The organism is Sphingobacterium bovistauri (assembly GCF_020295405.1).
GTDB classification, from domain to species: Bacteria; Bacteroidota; Bacteroidia; order Sphingobacteriales; family Sphingobacteriaceae; genus Sphingobacterium; species Sphingobacterium bovistauri.
The window spans coordinates 1-19,261 of record NZ_JADEYP010000030.1 but is presented as its reverse complement, the minus strand read 5'-3'; the positions used below and the strand labels follow the sequence as shown (position 1 = coordinate 19,261).

Below are 19,261 nucleotides of genomic sequence, written 5' to 3'. Positions count from 1 at the left end.
TAAGATGATAAAATATTATAAAACTTTAGCATTTCTGTGTTTGGCAAATGTTAGTAGTTCTACTATGGCCAAATCGGTTTTGAATTATGAAAATATACTTTTAGAAGTCTTTCAAGAAAAAATTGTTACAGGTAAAGTCGTTGATATCAATAATCTTCCATTATCTAATGTAACAATAACTGAAATAGGAACTAATAATTCAACACTTACTGATAATAATGGCGAATTCAAATTAAAACTGCAATCGAATTCTTCTCGCATGATGGAAGTTAAATTCTTTAATTACGAGGTGAAAAATGTAATTATAGAAAAGTTTGATGGGAACATCATACAATTAGTAAATAGTGAAACACAACTAGATGAAGTGGTTGTAGTAGGATTCGGAACGCAGAAAAAAGTGAATTTGACAGGAGCAGTCAGTACAATAACAGCAAAGGAATTAGAGGCTAGACCCGTGACTAGTACCGTGCATGCATTGCAAGGTAAACTTCCAGGATTAACAATAACACAAAATAGTGGCCAATTGTATGGAAAAAATCCATATATGGAGGTTAGAGGCTTGTCTACAATTGGTCAGGGATCAAGTGGTGGAGTACTCGTCTTGATAGATGGGATGGAAGGAGATTTATATTCTATAAATCCTCAAGATATTGAAACTATATCTGTGTTAAAGGATGCTGCAGCATCATCAATATATGGATCTAGAGCGCCATTTGGCGTAATCTTAGTCACTACAAAAAGTGGAAAAAACAAAAAAGCAACATTAAATTATAATAACAACTTTCACTTCAATATGCCAATAAATCTTCCGCATATGGCAGATTCTTATTCATGGGCTTTATATTTCAATGAGGCATCGGCCAATGATGGAAAAGGTGCCGATATTGGTCCTGAAAGATTGAAACGAATAAAAGATTATATAGACGGAAAAATATTTTATAATACAGTTCCTGTGGGTAATCAGTGGGGGACTGCTTATACAGAAGGAAATGATAATATTAATTACTACGATGTATTTTATAAAAATGTAACTACGGCTCAAGAGCATAATCTTAGTCTAAATGGAGGAAATGAAACCACTAATTACTTTGTTTCTGGTAATTTTTTAAAACAAAATGGTACGTTGAATTGGGATTTGGATGGGAGGAAAAGATATAATGTCTTCGGAAAAATAGAAACTAAAGCTTTTAATTTTGTAGACCTGAAATATAATAGCCGTATTATCAGAGAAGATTATCATCAGCCACGTGTGATGCAAGATGATATATTTCAAAATTTTGGTCAGTACCTATGGCCAGTATCTCCACTTAATGATCCAAATGGTAATTTATTTAATGATATTACTTTGCGCTTCAGAGATGGAGGACAAACAACATTTAGTAATACAAGTAGTATACATCAAGTAAATGCGACTATACAGCCATTGAATGGGTGGCGCATTGTCGGTGATTTAAATTACAGATATAGATCCCATTTCATTCATAAAGAGGTTAAAAAGGTTCATCAAATTGGAATAGATGGTATTACTCCTGGTTCTTCTTGGGATGATCATTCTGCAGTTTCCGAATATGGAGAACGTAATGATTTTTTAAACACAAACTTGTATAGTGATTATGAAAGAAGGCTTTATGATAAGCATTATTTTAAAATAATGGGTGGTTTTCAAGCTGAACAATATCACGTACGAACGCTATATGCTGAAAAAGAAGGTTTGATTGTTCCTGACATTGCTACTATAAATACGACATCGGGATTGTTTAATGGAACACAAGTGCCTCCTTATGTGAGTGGCGATTTCAATCGCTGGCAAACAGTTGGTTTCTTTGGTCGTCTAAACTACAACTTTGATGAAAAATATTTGTTCGAGGCGAATCTACGATATGACGGATCATCACGATTTCAACAAGCACAACGTTGGGGATTATTCCCATCATTTTCGGCTGGATATAATTTAGCTAAAGAATCTTTTTTCGATGATGCACGTAAGTATGTCAATACTTTAAAGATAAGAGCTTCTTATGGTTCTTTAGGTAATCAAAATACACATTCATATTATCCAACTTATTCCGCAATGGGCTTTGCTAATTCTGCCGGAACATGGTTAGTAAATGGCCAAAAGCCTAATATTGCTTGGAGTCCAGCATTGATTAGTTCTTCGTTAACTTGGGAAGAAATCCAATCTTGGAATGCAGGTTTGGACTTTGGGTTGTTTAATGATCGCTTGACGGGAGATTTCAATTACTACATACGTAAAACACTGAATATGATAGGTCCTGCAGACGAGCTTCCAACTATATTGGGTACTAATGTCCCTAATACTAATAATACGGATCTAAAATCTCAAGGCTGGGAGTTACAAATTGGTTGGCAGGATCGAGCTATAAATAATGAATTTGAATATGGTGTTAAGCTTGTATTATCAGATCAGGTTTCTACAATTACTCGCTATTCAAATCCTTCACAAACTCTTTCACGTTATTATCCAGGTATGAAATGGGGAGAAATATGGGGATATGAGTCTATTGACATTGCTAGATCACAAGAAGAAATGGAAAACCATATCATATCGCTTACAAACGGTGGTCAAAATGCATTAGGGTCAAACTGGCAATCAGGTGATGTCATGTATAAGGATGTGAATGGGGATGGAAAAATTGATGCCGGGGCATACACCATTTCAGACCATGGAGATCTAAAAGTATTAGGCAATATGATGCCTCGTTATAGCTTTGGTTTGGATCTGAATGCAGCATATAAAGGTGTGGATGTAAGAGTGTTTTTGCAAGGTGTAGGTAAACGAGAGTATTTTCAAGGAAGTAAATATTTCTTTGGATCAAGAGGTTGGAGCAAATGGGGAACAATGGTTTTGACACAGCATTTAGACTATTTTAGAGATGAATATACAACTAATCCTATGGGATCTAATGTGGATGCATATTATCCAAGACCTTATTTGGATAACACAAAAAATTATCAAGCGCAAAGTCTTTTTCTCCAAAATGCGGCCTATATGCGTGTTAAAAATTTACAGGTAGGCTATTCATTACCATCAAATGTATTACAGACCATAGGTGCTAATCGCTTACGCATATTTTTTACCGGAGAAAACTTATTCACTTTTACTAAAATGACAGATTTGTTTGATCCAGAGACCATTAGTAGTAATGATCAAGGTAATGTATATCCATTGAGCAAGACATATGCTTTTGGTTTAAGTTTAACATTTTAATGTACAGCAGTCATGAAAAGAATATTTAAATATATAATGCTATGTAATCTAATACTTGCTACGATGGCAAGTTGTACAGATTATTTAGATCAACGTCCTCTATCACAATTATCGCCTGAACAGTATTTATCGACCGAAGATAATATCGGTGCATATGCGATAGATCTATACAATACCTTACCCGTACATGGTGCGGGGAGCTGGGGGATATGGTCTATGGATAATAACACCGATAATATGGTTTCACCCAATGCAAGTGATCTATTTGCTCCTGGATGGTGGAGAGTAGGACAAACTGGCGGATCATATGAATTTTCTGCTATTTACAGATGTAATTATTTCCTTGATTTTGTAATGCCATTGTATGAGAAATCAGCTATCACTGGTGTTCAGCGTAACATAAGTCATTATATTGGTGAAGTATACTTCTTCAGAGCTTTTCAATATTTTCAAAAACTGAAAACACTAGGTGATTTTCCAATAGTAGACAAAGTATTACCCGATAATTTGGAGGCTTTAACAGAAGCAAGTCAGCGTGCACCACGTAATGAGGTAGCTCGTTTCATACTCCGTGACTTGGATAAAGCTTTATCGATGATGCAAGATATACCTCCTGCAGGGGGAAAGAATAGGCTAAATAAAGATGCTGTTCGTTTATTCAAATCTAGAGTAGCTTTATATGAAGGGACATGGCTTAAATATTTCAAAGGAACAGCTTTTGTGCCAAATGGTCCTGGATGGCCTGGAAAGGATAAAGCTTATAACAGCAATTACGCATATCCTTCTGGCGATATAGACAAAGAAATCGAATATTTCCTTGAAATAGCAATGGCAGATAGTAAATATATTGCAGACAAATATGCATTGGTAAATAACACTGGTGTTTTCCAAGCGAGTGCTAATGATCCTGCAAATCCATATTTCAATATGTTTGGTGCTACTAATATGAATGAATACGATGAAGTATTATTATGGAAACAATATAGTCAATCGATGGGAGTTGTTAATTCTGTCGTGGAATTTGCGGCGGCTGCCAATCAAGGAATCGGTACAACCAAAAGCATGCTGGATGCATTCGTGATGAAAAACGGATTGCCAATATATGCAGTTGGTTCAGGATATATAGGTGATGTAGATTTGACTAAAATAACCCAGGATAGAGATCCTCGAGCAGAGATATTTTTTAAGAAAAAGGGTGATCGCAATTTACACTCATCGCCTGGACCAGAGTCGTATGAAATAGAGCCATATCCTAATATTATTAACTCTACGACATCTATGAAGTATACTACAGGACTTACTATACGTAAAGGATTAAATTTTAACGGCGCTTTTTCTTCTCGTGATCGAAGTGAAGTAGGCAGTATTGTTTTTCGTGCGGCAGAGGCCTATCTTAATTATATTGAAGCAAGTTATGAGAAGTTAGGGGATTTGAATGCTGATGCTACAAAATATTGGAATGCAATTCGTAATCGTTCGAAAGTAGGGGGTTTTCAACTAACTATTGCCAACACGAATATGTCTAAAGAGGGTGAAACCGATTGGGCCGCATACTCTGCAGGATCACTTGTAGACCCTACGCTATTCAATATTAGACGTGAACGTCGAGTAGAACTAATGGCTGAAGGATTCCGAGGTTCAGATCTTAGACGCTGGCGCTCAATGGATCAAATGATCAATACTCCATATCATGTATTAGGGATTAATCTCTGGGATCAAATGGCTAATAATAATGAGTTCAAAGCGCGCAATCCTGGTGGTTTAACTGAGAATGAAAATGTTTCACCAAGGACATTTAGTAAATATTTAGCACCATTTAGAATCATTAATAACAATCGGTTGTACAATGGATATAGATGGCATATGGCTCATTACTTGGATCCAATAGCGATTCAACATTTTCTAATTACTGGAGGAGGTGATATTAATATTTCTCCACTATATCAGAATCCTAGTTGGTCTCTAACTGCAGGTGAGGCAACTAAATAAATAGTTGATTACATTAATACTTTAAATAACTATGAAAAGGCAAATAAGTATATTAATAAGCACGATTCTATTGTTTATCGTGTCTACATCTTGCCAGAAAGATGGGGACCAATCGATATTATCGTTAGATGTAGAAACGCTCCAAATTCCAAATGAAGGAGGTGTGTTTGAGATAAAAGTCAACAGTAATCAGCCTTCTAAAGCTGTAATTACATATGATAATGAATTATACAAAAATTGGATTCTAATGTTACCATCAGTATTAAAAGCAGATGGAATTCTTGAGCTTAGAATAGATCCATACCATTTTATAGATGCGGATCGTAAAGCAACAGTGACAATTACTGCTGGAGATCAAACAAAAACAGTGAACATTTCTCAGGTCGCTCGAGATGGTCTAATCATTGATCAGAATATAATTACGACGACTGAGAGTTCGAAAACATTTATCGTAAATGTCCAAAGCCGAGAGCCTTGGACAGCGACAGTAGGTGCTGATGCTTCCAGTTGGTGCCAAATTGATGATGGAGCATCGAATGGAACGGCGGATTTTTCAATTAGACTGACAGCAATGAATACAGGTACTGTTCGAAAAGCCACAATAACAGTAAAAAGTAGTACAAAGACTGAAATTATCGAATTACAACAAGGGTACGGCGTGGAAATTGGCAATCTTGTATGGGCACACTATAATGTTGGAGATCCGAACACGTTTGCATCATCTATTGACAATAGAGGGTTATTATATCAGTTTGATTCAAAAATTGGTTATCCAAATAGTAGTCCTAATGAAGACCCTAAAACCCCGATAGGCTATGTGACTGGAGCTTTTGCTTCAGGTCCAGAATGGTACCCTAATAATGATCCTAGTCCCTTAGGGTGGCGTATCCCTTCAGAGGCTGAAATTTTGGCTTTGGTAAATAAAGGGTACACTTGGTTAACGCCTGAACAAAGTGGATTTTCTATCCCAGGTGTGATATTGGGTATCCCTAAGTCAGAAGCCTTAAAAGTAACTCCAACAAACACTCGGGGAGGAATTTTCCTTCCACAATCAGGCTATAGAGAACGTGATAATGGACATCAATATAATTGGTGGGATGCCACAATGACCAGTAGTTCTCGTCCAGGACACAATTGGGATAGACCCGTATTTTGGTTTAATTATGAAAGTTTAGGTGGATCGTATACAAATGGTAATGCTACAGCGTATCCAGTTAGATGTATAGCAAAATAAAACTAACTGATAGTGCCTAGAACCGTAATTTTTGTTTTAGGCACTACACACAAATAATAACTTCTATGATGAATAATGTTTGGGTATTGATTTGTTTATTACTTATTTCATGTAGTAAGAAAGATCAAAATAATGAAGAGGAGGAGCCTGTAGTTCAGCGCACTCCTATTGAAGTGTCTTCAATGAAAACAACAATTGGTGGACGTCGTTACCTTACGGTAGATAATAAGTTGTTTCTTATGCTCGGAGCACAATTGCGTACAGATTATTTTATCCAATTGGACAAACGGAAATTGGATCAGTTAGATGATTACTTTGCGTTAGCCAAGTCAATGAATATTACTGTTCTACAAGTTCCCATAGCTTGGAGGGATGTGGAGTATGAAAAGGATAAATACACACGTGACATGATAAATCATATCATTGGTTATTGTGAAAAATACGATCTTAAGCTTGAGATATTGTGGTATGGAAGTTATATGTGTGGCTATTCTGTTCGCGGGTATATTCCAAATTATGTAGTGGATGATGTTATTAATTATCCGCAGTTAAAACCTTCGGTAAGTTTTATCGGATGGCTTGGCAAACACTTTTATTTAAAACCTAATACGCCGTTATTGGTTGAGCGGGAAAGCAAAGCTCTTTCTTATATGATGGATGCCATATATGATTATAATCAGCTTAATGGGAATAAGCTTACAGTCGTAGGGATTCAGATACAAAATGAAGCGGATATGCTAGCTACCAGACATAATAATGAACATGGCTATACTCCTGAATCTATCTGGCCTGATTTGATTGATATGATGGCTACTTTGGGTCGTGTCGTTAAATCATCTGCATATAAGTGTTATACACGCACTAATCTTACCACTACATATGATGATTTTATTGAACGAAGCAAACAGATTGTACTGAAGGGAGGCGTTGATTTCGTTGGTTTGGACCCTTATACAGATCAAGTAAATGTGATCTCTAATATGCTTACTGACCTACATGCAATACCAAACAATTTTGCACATATAGGCGAAAATGGCGGTGAATATCCAAATAATGATATACTAACTCTTAAAGCTTTAATACAAGGTGCTGGCTATTCTATTTTTGAAGTAGTCACTACTCCTCATGAGTACCTTAAAGATTGGACATTAAGAGGAGTTTACAATCCTGATTTTTCAAAGAAATCACATACTAATCGAATAATGGACGCCTATAAAATATATAAAAATGCTTGGTGTGATTTTGCGATAGCTGAGACGAAGAACATGGTCGGATTTAATATTAAAAACAATGAATTGTCTTCCTCATTAATGGAATCTCATTCTACCGAAAGTGTACGTTTCAATTGGAACACCAATAATAGTGGTATTGGATATGCTTTAGAAAACAATGACTATGTTATTGTTTCATCTACTAAATCGGATGAGATAACTATGCAAAGCTTAGGTAATAAACAAATAGATAGCAAAGCTGAAGTTGGCTATTACGACATCGAAGGAAGTTGGATAAAGGAATCGGAAGTCAATATTCAAAATAATAAATTATCGCTTTTAGCAACTAAAACATATAGAATTAAACTCGTATTATAATGAAATACAATATATTATTAGGAATTACGCTGTTAATTTCAGCTTGTAATTCAAAAGAAGAGGTTTTACAAGAACACAAGAAACTTGTTATTTTTGAAACTGATATGGGGAATGATATTGATGATGCATTAGCATTGGATATGTTGTACAAATATCAGGATCAAGAACAAATTGAACTAATAGGTGTAGGTGTTAATAAGCAAAATGACTATTCGCCTAAATACATTGATATCTTAAATACTTGGTATGGTTATCCCTCTATTCCAATAGGCTTTGTTTCCAATGGTGTAGAAGATACCATTCCAGTGAATTTCGCGAAAGCTGTAGTAGATTATAGTAATAATGAAGGAAGAAAATTTGATCGCTCATTGGCTGATACACATCAATTCGAGGATGCTGTCACTTTCTATAGAAGGATGCTTTCAGCCCAAAAGGATACTTCTGTAACTATAGTAAGTGTTGGTTTTTTGACTAATCTGGCGAATTTGTTGGATAGCGAGCCAGACAATTTTTCATCATTATCAGGAAAAGAATTAATTCGTAAGAAAGTAAAAAAGCTATCCTTGATGGGAGGGAACTTTGATGGGAGCAATCCTAAAGAATATAATATTGTAAAGGATGTAAAATCATCTGCTAAAGTATTCTTAGAGTGGCCCACAGTAATAGTGGTTAGTCCTTTTGAAGTTGGGGCAAATATTTTGTTTCCTTCTGAAGAAATTGAAAAAAACCTTAATTATTCCATCGATCAACCTGTAGTAGTTGGCTACAAAGCGTACCTACCGATGCCTTATAATCGTCCAACTTGGGATCTTACATCCATATTAGAAGTGGTCGACTCACAGAATAACACGTACTTTGATTATTCTAAGAGCGGAGTTATTACAGTTGATGATGAAGGTGTTACTAAGTTTTCCGAAAACGTAAATGGTAATCACAGATATTTGTTAGTAAATGAAATACAGCGTGAAAATATTTTGAAGGCTTTCATAAATATCATTTCGTCTACCAAAAGCAAAAAACATATTTAAATCTAATCGCTAATTATACTCTATGAAAAAAATAATAGTAATATACTTCACCTTGTTTCATTTGTTAGCTGTGGGATGCTCTAAGAGTGATAAGGATGCGGAACAAGATCCACCCCAATTGACTCCTATTAAAGTAAGTGAGCTCAAAACAGCAGGCGATCGTACTTATTTAGAAGTCGACGGAAAACCGTTTCCTATCTTGGGAGCCCAAATAAGATTGGATGCATTAATTAATTGTGACAAGTTAACTATTCAACAGATAGAACCTTATTTTCAAAGAGCTAAGGAGTTGGAGTTGAATTGTATACAGGTTCCATTTTGGTGGAACCTGATAGAACAAAACAAAGATAGTTTCAATTTTGATATCGTTTCTTCTATATTAGGCCTCGCCAACAAATACAATATTAAGTTAGAAGTACTTTGGTTTGGGTCAAATATGATAGGGGATTCTTTCAGCTATTTGGTACCAAGATATATATTAACCAACCCAGATTACAGGCTTAAAAGAGATGATGAAGGAACCTTCTGGAATTACTATGGCTATCGCTACAGCTTGAAATTGGATCATAGCGGTTTATTAGAGAGAGAGAGTAATGCGCTTGTTAGGTTATTTGATTATATCAGAGAATGGGATGATTCTAACGGCAATAAGAGGCCTGTAATTACCGCACAAATTCATAATGAACCAGATGGATTCGTACGATGGAGATTACATCAACAGAATATTTCGAATAGAAACGGTACAAAATTGTCTAATGAACAAGCTTGGAATATGACACTCAAAGCTTTGGATGTATTGGGTATGGCTGTAAAAAATAGTACTTATAAAGTAGTTACTAGAACTAATCTGGTTTCTAATGATGAGTTAAAACCTTATTTTGAAGGTACATCCATATCGCCTAGAGACGTACATCAGCTTGCTGGGATTGATTTCGTTAGTTTTGATCCCTACATGAGTACCATTAATCAGATCAAAAAAGAAGTATTAGCTTATAAATCTTTGCCCAAAAATTATCCTTTGATTGCAGAAAATAAAGGAAGCTATTCTAATACTCCATCCTTAATGCTTACTGCAGTTGCTATTGGCGGTGGATATGATATCTATGATTTGATTACAAGTAAATTCTTTATCGACAATACTAGTGCTGACTTCGTTGATCAGATAGATCATGGTATATATACTTGGGATTTAAAAGAAAAACCGCATACTAATCCGACTAGGAATTTACTCAAAGGCTTAAAAGTGGCATCCTATTTTGTTGCCAAGACATCTTTAGAAAATTTTGCTTGTTTCAATATTAAGACAGATAACCCAGTTAATCTATTGACTCAAACGGTATCTACGACAGGTGCGATGATTACTTATACGACGAATAACGGAGGAATAGGCTTTGGAGTGGATTGTGGGGATTTTTTGCTAATATATAGTACCAAAACAGCTCAAGTTCATATTGATAATGGCACTGTTACGGCAATTGAAAAGGGTAATTTTCAAGAAGGTACTAGCACTTTCAATAGCACTGAAGCTGTTAATGCAAGCCAAAATTTTAGCTTGGAAGCCAATGTACTGTATAAGGTTAATTTCACTTCATCAAAAAATATTATTAGTACAACATTAATAAATATTGGATCGTAATATGCGTTGGTGGATAATTTTTGGTATGTGCTTTCTGATCTGTCAATATGTTATTGCTAATAATAAGACAATACCAGTTGTAGTAGTAACAGATCTGTATCATCCTTATCAAGATCCTGGGGATAATATAGATTTGATAAATGGATATTTTCTTCCAAATGTTGAATTGAAAGCAATTTTATTAGATTGTCATGCATCTTTTAGAAAAGATGTGAGCAAAGGAGCCGGGTCTGGTACTTTTGTAGATAAAGCTGGTCCTAGAGAGCCAGGAATTATTTCGGTGCAACAATTGAATTATATATTCAAGAAAAGTGTTCCATTTGGAATAGGGCCATTTAGCAAGTTGACAACCTTAGATGATAAAATGGAAAATATTTCTGGTTTTGAACAATCTGCCGTAGATTTATTGTATGAGGTACTATTGAATTCTAGCGAAAAAGTAAATGTTTTATCATTTGGTTCTCAGCGAATATTAGCTGTTGCATACAATCGTTTTCCAAAACTAATGAAGAAAAAGATTAAAATGATTCATGTGTCGGCTGGTACTAGCAATAATAATCTTGATTTTTTGGAATGGAATGTGGGATTGGATGTCAAAGCATTTGTGAGATTGATAAGGTCGGATTTACCTATTGCTTTGTATCCATGTGCCGCAGGCAAATTATTGCTGGAAGATAAGGACAAATTCAACGCCTTTGCAAAGGATGATGGTAATACCTATTTCGAGATGAAAAACCTATCTTACTTTTCTAGATTTGATTCGCGTATCCAACAGTATATTAAATATGTATTTGAGCGTCGTAATACTATAGATTATTTGTCTATATTGGAAATACCCCACGTCAATGATAATGCGATGTTTGATAGAAATCTTCATATGTGGGAATTTCCGCTGTGGATGCAATTGCTAGACTTAAATTTGGTGCGTCAACGAGATGGTCAATATGCGTTGAAATTCAGCATGGATTTATTAAAATCAGATTATGTAATCGAGCAGAAACTAGTACCAGCTAAATTGAATGTTCTTGATTCAGGTCATTTTGAGTCAATTATTACTAATTCTAGTTCAAATAAGTACATATATATACGTAGTGAAACTAATGAATTCGAAATAGGAATGAATGAGGCGTTACCCTTGTTTTTAGAAAAATATCTTCGTGAAATAAATTAATCAACAGAATATTTTTAATTAAAGTTATCATTCAACATAGCTATTTAGAAAATAAAAGGGTTCAGTAAATCTGAACCCTTTCTAAATCAAATACGTTAATTTTTAACCTTTTGTAAGCAGTCTGATCCGGAGAATAACTTGCCCTATAAATCTAGGTACGTAGGCTCCATGGTAGCTGATATACACCGAACCCTTTAGCAGGGAGGAATATTCTTATATCATTCCTTCCACATCTACATATCCTAAGGGTAAACTAAGGCTATTGTATGAATGTAATCCTATGGCTTATATTTTTGAGAAAGCAGGGAGATTGACGATTGATGGTAAGCGTAGAATAGTTGATGTGCCTGTACATAATGTGCACCAAAAAGTTCCTTTCGTAGCGGGAAGTTATAATATGGTGAAGAAGGTGTTAGACCATTATAAGAATGATAGTATTAATAAACATGTTTATTATAGTTGTTAGATAGATTTCGAAATAAATGTACTGTGTAATTATTTTGTTTAGTCGGGTCCAGCCTTGTGTTGGGTCTTTGTATTATACTACTTTTAAGTAAATCATGCCAAAATAATTAAGATGGTATACTCTTTAAAGGATACAATCAATCTTTCATTCAAACTATCTAATAATGGAAGTCTTGATGGGACAGAGGTTATTTAAGTTTATTTGTCTCAAAATAATCCAAAATTAATACGTCCTGAAAAGGAATTAAAATCATTTATTAAGTTGTATTTAAAATCTGGAGACAAAAGAAATGTTCAAATTCCAATTTGTGATATTGCATATTATGATGATAAATTAAGAGAATAGGTATTGCTTTATTTAATAGCGTTAGTATATTTAGTATATTGTGTGAAAGATGTTTTTTTATTTTGAATTTAAAATTTCCTCTAAGGAGTGATTTAGATTTTATTATAGTAAAGTAATAAAATCTGTTTTTCTATAAAAAAAATAGAAATAATAGGATCAAAGTTTCACCTTAATTTACTTCCGAAATTTCAAAATATAACCGATTAAATGCTAAGCAGTAATGGAACGTTTTGGAGTATTTATTATAATTCGAACATTCTTCATTAAACGAGTTGAACTTTCTTATAATAAATTCAATATTTGATGAAATATAAAAAGTTAAAAGATTGTAAAACTTAATAATCCGAAAATTAGCTTAATATTCCGAAATTTCTATTTGTTTTATTTAAAATAATTTGAGTTTATTTCATCAAACATAAATATAAAACTATATTTGTTATTGTTTATAATAAGTCTAAATAAAAATAAAGGATTTTAAATACTTATTTGTCATTAGGACAAAATGAAAACAAAGAGCGTCATGCTTAAGACGGTAATCTTGGCATGACGCGTTCTTAAATCAGCGGTAACTGATTTAAGTAATCCATACATAGTATGGGACCTTCAACAAGCAATTATGGAAGGACATGCAATATAGTAAAAATCGAACAATAGTTTATTTGTTTGAATATTTTGTCAGTGCTGTCCTTTCATATTCTTTAATGGCATTTTAAATTTTAGTCATTAAAAGATATTAAAGCAGGAAATTAAAATTTATAAGCCTATAAATACTAGGGTATTCATTATGAATTTAAATAATTGACAAATACATATCAAACATGAAAATTGTAAAACTAATCTTCACACTTATGACCATTTTAGCATGTAAAATGGTTACTGCACATGCACTTTGGATTGAAACAAATCCATCTGGAACAAAAAATAATACACACGAGATTAAGATTTATTATGGCGAATATAGTCAAGGATTAATCGAACCCTTTGACAAATGGTATTCTGACATAAATGATTTTAAAATTTATATTATTTCTCCAACTCAAAAGAAAACAGAAATTTCAAAAGTAGCGCTCGCTGACAGTTATACTGCAACATTTACTCCCACCGAAAATGGAACTCATATTATATATATCGATCACTATGCAAAAGAACCTTATAAAACTACAGCATTTGAATTTCTTGCAATGGCAAAAGTTCATGTTGGTAATAACTCATTAACACAGGTTGATTTGGCTTTAGCTATTGATCTTAATCACAACAATTATAAAGTTGGAGAATTGGTCACGGCAAAAGTTACACGTAATGCTAAAGTTTTTGCTAATGCAGAAGTAGAAATTGTTTTGCCTGATGGGTGGGCCAAAAAAATAAAAACTGATGATCAAGGTATAATAAGTTTCAAAATTCCAGTGAAAGGTAAATACTTATTGGAGGTGACTGATACTGAAAATAAAAATACCAATTGGTTTGGGACAACTATAGATAAGATTTGGAGGGCTAATACTGTAGTTCTTTTTGTCAACTAATTAATCAATATAAACCACTCTTTGAAGGTATAATAATGACTAATTATCTATTAGAAGTATTACGTAATGCGTTAACCGCATTAGATGGAAAAGCTAACTTCCCTTTTTATCAAAAATATAAAAGACTGTTTTATTGCTCTTGTTTATTACTCGTTAGTAATTCTGCAATAGCACAGGATTATACATTATCAGGTTACATAAAGAATAGTAGTAATCATCCTATTTCTGGTGTTACGGTAAAAGTTGACCGCAAAACTGTATTAACTGATGAATTCGGTTTTTTCAAGGTTGAAAAAATTCTGAATAAAAATATAGATGTAATTGCACAGTCTGTAGGTTATCATGTTTTTAAGCAAAGAATTACGCTTAAAAGTGGGTTAAATAGTGTGGATATCCTGATGTTGGATGCTGAAGAGAAAATAGAGGAAGTTATAGTAACTGGTTTAACGAAATCTCAATTAACGAACCGTATGGCATTTAATGTAACGTCTATTGATGCAACAAAATATTACAACAGTACACTAAATATAGGCGATGCATTGGATCAGGTACCTGGAGTTCGAGTTCGTGAACAAGGGGGGCTGGGGTCGAATATGAACCTCGCTATTAATGGTTTCTCAGGAAATCATATACGATTGTTCATCGATGGTATACCGATGGACAATATGGGTTCTACCTTTCAATTGAATACAATTCCAATAAATTTGGCCGACAATATTGAAGTCTTTAAAGGGGTAGTTCCTATTTGGTTAGGTTCAGACGCATTAGGGGGAGCTGTTAACATTATAACCAATAAATCAAATAGAAATTTTATTGATGCATCCTACTCTTATGGTTCTTTCAATACACACAGAACTACTTTTAATGGTGCATTAACTGCTGAAAATGGACTAACATTCGAATTTAATGCCTTTCAAAATTATTCTGATAATAATTATAAGGTTTTTATAGAGAAACACAATAATAGAAGAGATAACTACACTAAAGATACTGAGGTGGAGCGATTTCATGACAAGTTTCATAATGAATCAGTAATCGCAAATATAGGTGTAGTGAATAAATTATACGCAGATAGACTTTTGATAGGTATTACATTAGGTAAAAACTATAAAGAAATACAAACCGGAGCAAGGATGGAATCTGTCTTTGGAGCTTGGCACCGTCGTGGTAATATTGTAATGCCGACCTTGAAATATAGCAAAGATGACCTTATAAAAGGGTTAGATGTGATGCTTAATGCTAATATTAATTTAGGTACTGAACAAACAATCGATACAGTTGCCAAAAGATTTGACTGGTTTGGAGATACGCAGGCTAACTTACCCCCAACTTCTGGTGAACGCTCTAGAACGATGTATAAATATAAAAATAGAGATGGTATTCTAACATCAAACCTAAATTATAATGTAGATGAAAAGCATGTATTTATAATCAACAACGTATTTAATACGTTTAATAGAAGTGGATCTGATATTCTAAATCCACAAAATAATGCCTACGAATATGCAAAAATATCTCAAAAAAATGTATTAGGGTTCGGTTACCAATATAAGGAAGAGGGAGTATGGAGTGCCAATTTTTTTGGGAAGCTATTATCACAAAGCAATAAAAATGGAAATGAAAGTTCAGTTAACTCTATCCGACTTGGATATGGTACTGCTTTATCATACTTCTTTAATTCTCATCTACAGCTAAAAGGTAGCTTTGAACTAACCAATAGAATGGCTACTCCTTATGAGTTATTTGGGGATGTAGAGAATCAAGATGCTAACACGAAGCTTAAACCCGAAAGCAGCAATAATATAAATCTAGGATTGATGTATCAATTTGATGTAAATGGAATCAACAAATTTGGGATGACAGCTGGTATAATTTATAGAAATGCAAAAGATTTTATATACCAACGTTTAAATCAGAACCAAAGCAAATACATAGCAGATAATAGAGAAGGGGTAAGAACTGTTGGCGCTGATTTGGAATTAAGTTATGCCTATAAATCTTGGTTGACAGCAACATCTAGCTGGACCTATCAATATTTGCAAAATATGCAAAAATATGAAGATGGGTATACGGATATAAGCCCAGTTTATAAAGACCAAATGCCTAATATCCCTTATTTTTTTGGAAACCTAAACGTCAATGTTCACTTTCCTGAGTTTACAGGACTTCACAAGAGACTTACAGCGGGCTATAATCTACAATATGTACATGACTTTTACTTATACTGGCCAAGTAGAGGAGCTACAAAAAATACTATTCCAAAACAGTTAAGTCATGATGTAAATGTCGTATACAGCTTGTACGATGGTCGCTATAATATTGGTATCGAAGCAAGAAATCTTACTGACGAAAGGTTGTTTGATAACTTTAGTATGCAAAAACCAGGTAGGGCTTTTTACCTGAATTTGCGCTATTTCATTAATAGAAAATAAAATTACATCATATAATTTAACTAGTATTCCCATGAAAATTAAAAATTTACTATTTACAGTACTATCCTTAAGCACATTACTGGCTTGTTCTAAAGACGATGATACTGCGGTAACAGAAAAAGGAAATTTTATAGTTGCAGTAACTCCAGTAGCAGCGACAGGTGTTGCAGATTATCTACTAACAACAAGTAGTTTAGATACAGGAAAAGTAACAACAGCTGGACAAGGAGTTGAACAAGATGGTACCTATAGGTACTACGTAACGCATAACAATAAGTTCTTTAGTATGCTTTATGGACAAGGTAATCCTGGAGCTATAACTGTTTACAATATAATCGAAGGAAGTTTAAATAAATTAGCAAATTCCGTTACAGAAACAGTTCAAGCTTTTGCACCAGTTAATGATGATATCTTGATGATGAAGATTTCTAGAAATAATACAAATCCTGTTACAAGTTGGTATCAATTCAACACGAATTCTTTGACTATTGGAAGCCAAGGTGCTATTAATACAGCAGAGTTATCGAATAATGGTGAATTGGCATTTTTTAGCTGGATAAAACAGGTGGGGAATAAGGTGTATGCGCCATATTTTAGCATTAAAGCATGCTGTTCAGCTGCATTTGGAACCGATTATCCTGATCAGGCATGGATAGCAGTATATTCATATCCTAATATGACTTTAGAGAAGGTAATTAAAGATGATCGTACCAGTTTTGTTGGTCGTTATTTTACGGATGGTCTAGAACTGCTAGAAAATGGAGATATTTATGCCTTTTCATCTTCTATTGCTACTGAACTGGGTACTAATGCTACAATGAACAGTACGAAGCCTTCTGCCGTAACCAGAATAAAATCAGGGACTACTGAGTTTGATAAATCATTCTACATAAACTTTGAAGAGCTTTCAGGTGGTTTAAATATTACCAACTGGTTGTATGTCGGTAATAATAAATTTATCACTTTTTCAAACACCAAAGAGGCTAAAGGCGCTTATAACGTAGGAAATATAATAGGCGTCTTAGATGTCTCTGCAAAATCATGGAAAGCGGTAAACGGATTACCAATTACTACCGAAATCAAAGGATTTACTAGTAATAATTATTCGGATAAGGGTGGGAGATACGGATACATTGGTATAAACTTAAATTCAGGTTTAGGTTATGTATATAAAATTGATGCTATTTCTGCTGCTGCAACTAAAGGTTTAAAAATCGAAGGTGGAACTTTAACGGCAATTGAACATTTAGATTAACTAGTTAAAATTTAATTTGTCCATCTATAGTAGAAAATATTCTATATAGATGGACGATATTAAATCTAATACCTAACATTTATTTATGTATACCATTACTCTAGCATTAATTCTTGTTACTATCTTTTTATGGTTTAATACGAGTAAAAAGGTAAAGTTTTCAAGTAGACCTATATGGCTTGAAAAATTAGTAGTAAATACAAAAAGAACTCAAATTTTAGCTTCAAGTTTAGCCTTATTAACTCTTTTAATTACCATGAATTTGCAAGGGGTTGGAGCGGGGATATTTGCTTGGCTCGTATATAGTATGGGACTCTTGAGCTTGGTGGTTTTGCTTTATCCTTATCAGTATATCAAGTATCACCACATTATCCTAATTTTTGTGCTATTTCTATTTGTCGAATTATTTAGTTCTTATATTTTAACTCACTAACCATATGCCTGCAAATAAAAAATACTTGAGTAGTCCAGGACAGCGTTTTTTAAAAATTACGGCTGGAACCATAGGAGGGTATTTAGTGATGATCAATTTTCACCTGCTGCTGTCGTGTATGATTGAAAAAAAATATGTTATAATAACCTCTTTTATAACAGGGTATATACTATGGGCAATTTTATTACTAGTAGCTTTTTTAGCTAAGAATGGATGGAAGATTTGGGGTGTCTATTTGCTATTAGCAGTTTTGTTTTATCTACCTTTTTTAATTAAGTAACCTATACATGAATATTAGAAATTATAATATCTATTTTAATACACATACCATTTCAGGAATTATCATTTGTGCGTTATTGTATGTTATATTTTTTGCTGGTTCTTTTTCATTTTTTAAAAAGGAAATTTCAGCATGGCAAAATAATACAACTTTTTATAACCAGAAAGTAAAACCAGATCAATACAGTAAATTATTAGATTCCTTATCTAATGGTTACAACTTGAAGGGGAGAGATGTTACTTTTTATCTTCAACAAAATGGTGCAAAAGGGTATGTGCAAATTAGTTCTTCGAAGGATTCGATTTTAAATAAACAGAATTTAAAAGAACTAAACGAAAAAACGGAGAATGCGAAGTTGGGAAAGACGAGGAAAGGAAGAGCTGTACAAGGCGATGGAAAATACATTTATCATGACTTTATGTATAATAAATCAGGAGACTATGCCAGTAACTATGATATGGGGGAATTTCTTTACCGCTTACATTTTCTTGCTCAATTAAATGAAGTTCCAATACGAATTGGAATTGCACCATTCGGATATTTGATTGCAGGTATAACAGCTTTTCTGTTTTTATTTGCTTTAATCACAGGTCTACTTTTACATTGGGATAAAATAGCTTCAAACTTCTTTACCTTTCGTCCCTTTAATAAATG

General features: G+C 33.7%; 14 protein-coding genes. All 14 read left to right on the top strand.

The window, feature by feature from the left end; all coding sequences use genetic code 11:
• Positions 1–4 precede the first annotated feature (4 nt).
• Positions 5–3,229, top strand: a complete 3,225-nt coding sequence (locus IPZ78_RS14120; RefSeq protein ID WP_225554636.1) for a SusC/RagA family TonB-linked outer membrane protein — start codon at positions 5–7, stop codon at positions 3,227–3,229.
• A gap of 12 nt (positions 3,230–3,241) precedes the next feature.
• The gene (locus IPZ78_RS14115) at positions 3,242–5,218 is read left to right on the top strand and encodes a RagB/SusD family nutrient uptake outer membrane protein (RefSeq protein WP_225554635.1); all 1,977 of its coding nucleotides are present in this window, start codon (positions 3,242–3,244) and stop codon (positions 5,216–5,218) included.
• A gap of 31 nt (positions 5,219–5,249) precedes the next feature.
• Positions 5,250–6,452 (top strand): BACON domain-containing protein, encoded by a 1,203-nt coding sequence (locus IPZ78_RS14110; protein ID WP_225554634.1) that lies wholly within the window; start codon positions 5,250–5,252, stop codon positions 6,450–6,452.
• A gap of 65 nt (positions 6,453–6,517) precedes the next feature.
• Positions 6,518–8,041 carry a DUF4978 domain-containing protein gene (locus IPZ78_RS14105; RefSeq protein ID WP_225554633.1) on the top strand — a complete coding sequence of 508 codons (1,524 nt, stop codon included), beginning with the start codon at positions 6,518–6,520 and terminating at the stop codon, positions 8,039–8,041.
• Positions 8,041–9,069 carry a nucleoside hydrolase gene (locus IPZ78_RS14100; protein WP_225554632.1) on the top strand — a complete coding sequence of 343 codons (1,029 nt, stop codon included), beginning with the start codon at positions 8,041–8,043 and terminating at the stop codon, positions 9,067–9,069. The genes IPZ78_RS14105 and IPZ78_RS14100 overlap by 1 nt, the downstream gene beginning before the upstream one ends.
• 22 nt (positions 9,070–9,091) lie before the next feature.
• Entirely contained in the window at positions 9,092–10,705 is a 1,614-nt protein-coding gene (locus tag IPZ78_RS14095) for a DUF4969 domain-containing protein (RefSeq protein ID WP_225554631.1), read from the top strand.
• 1 nt (position 10,706) lies between these two features.
• Positions 10,707–11,876 (top strand): hypothetical protein, encoded by a 1,170-nt coding sequence (locus IPZ78_RS14090; RefSeq protein ID WP_225554630.1) that lies wholly within the window; start codon positions 10,707–10,709, stop codon positions 11,874–11,876.
• A gap of 175 nt (positions 11,877–12,051) precedes the next feature.
• Positions 12,052–12,342 (top strand): FIG domain-containing protein, encoded by a 291-nt coding sequence (locus IPZ78_RS14085; RefSeq protein WP_262903881.1) that lies wholly within the window; start codon positions 12,052–12,054, stop codon positions 12,340–12,342.
• A gap of 201 nt (positions 12,343–12,543) precedes the next feature.
• Positions 12,544–12,687: a hypothetical protein gene (locus IPZ78_RS17380; RefSeq protein ID WP_225554629.1), complete on the top strand. Its 144-nt coding sequence runs from the start codon at positions 12,544–12,546 to the stop codon at positions 12,685–12,687.
• Positions 12,688–13,505: 818 nt separating this feature from the next.
• On the top strand, positions 13,506–14,207 hold the full coding sequence (locus tag IPZ78_RS14075; RefSeq protein ID WP_225554628.1) for a DUF4198 domain-containing protein: 702 nt from the start codon (positions 13,506–13,508) through the stop codon (positions 14,205–14,207).
• 35 nt (positions 14,208–14,242) lie between these two features.
• On the top strand, positions 14,243–16,639 hold the full coding sequence (locus IPZ78_RS14070) for a TonB-dependent receptor (RefSeq protein WP_225554627.1): 2,397 nt from the start codon (positions 14,243–14,245) through the stop codon (positions 16,637–16,639).
• A gap of 31 nt (positions 16,640–16,670) precedes the next feature.
• The gene (locus IPZ78_RS14065) at positions 16,671–17,894 is read left to right on the top strand and encodes a DUF4374 domain-containing protein (protein WP_225554626.1); all 1,224 of its coding nucleotides are present in this window, start codon (positions 16,671–16,673) and stop codon (positions 17,892–17,894) included.
• Between the two features lie 437 nt (positions 17,895–18,331).
• Positions 18,332–18,607, top strand: a complete 276-nt coding sequence (locus IPZ78_RS14060) for a hypothetical protein (RefSeq protein WP_225554625.1) — start codon at positions 18,332–18,334, stop codon at positions 18,605–18,607.
• 7 nt (positions 18,608–18,614) lie between these two features.
• Positions 18,615–19,261: PepSY-associated TM helix domain-containing protein (locus tag IPZ78_RS14055; protein WP_225554624.1), on the top strand; the 647-nt coding region annotated here is incomplete at its 3' end.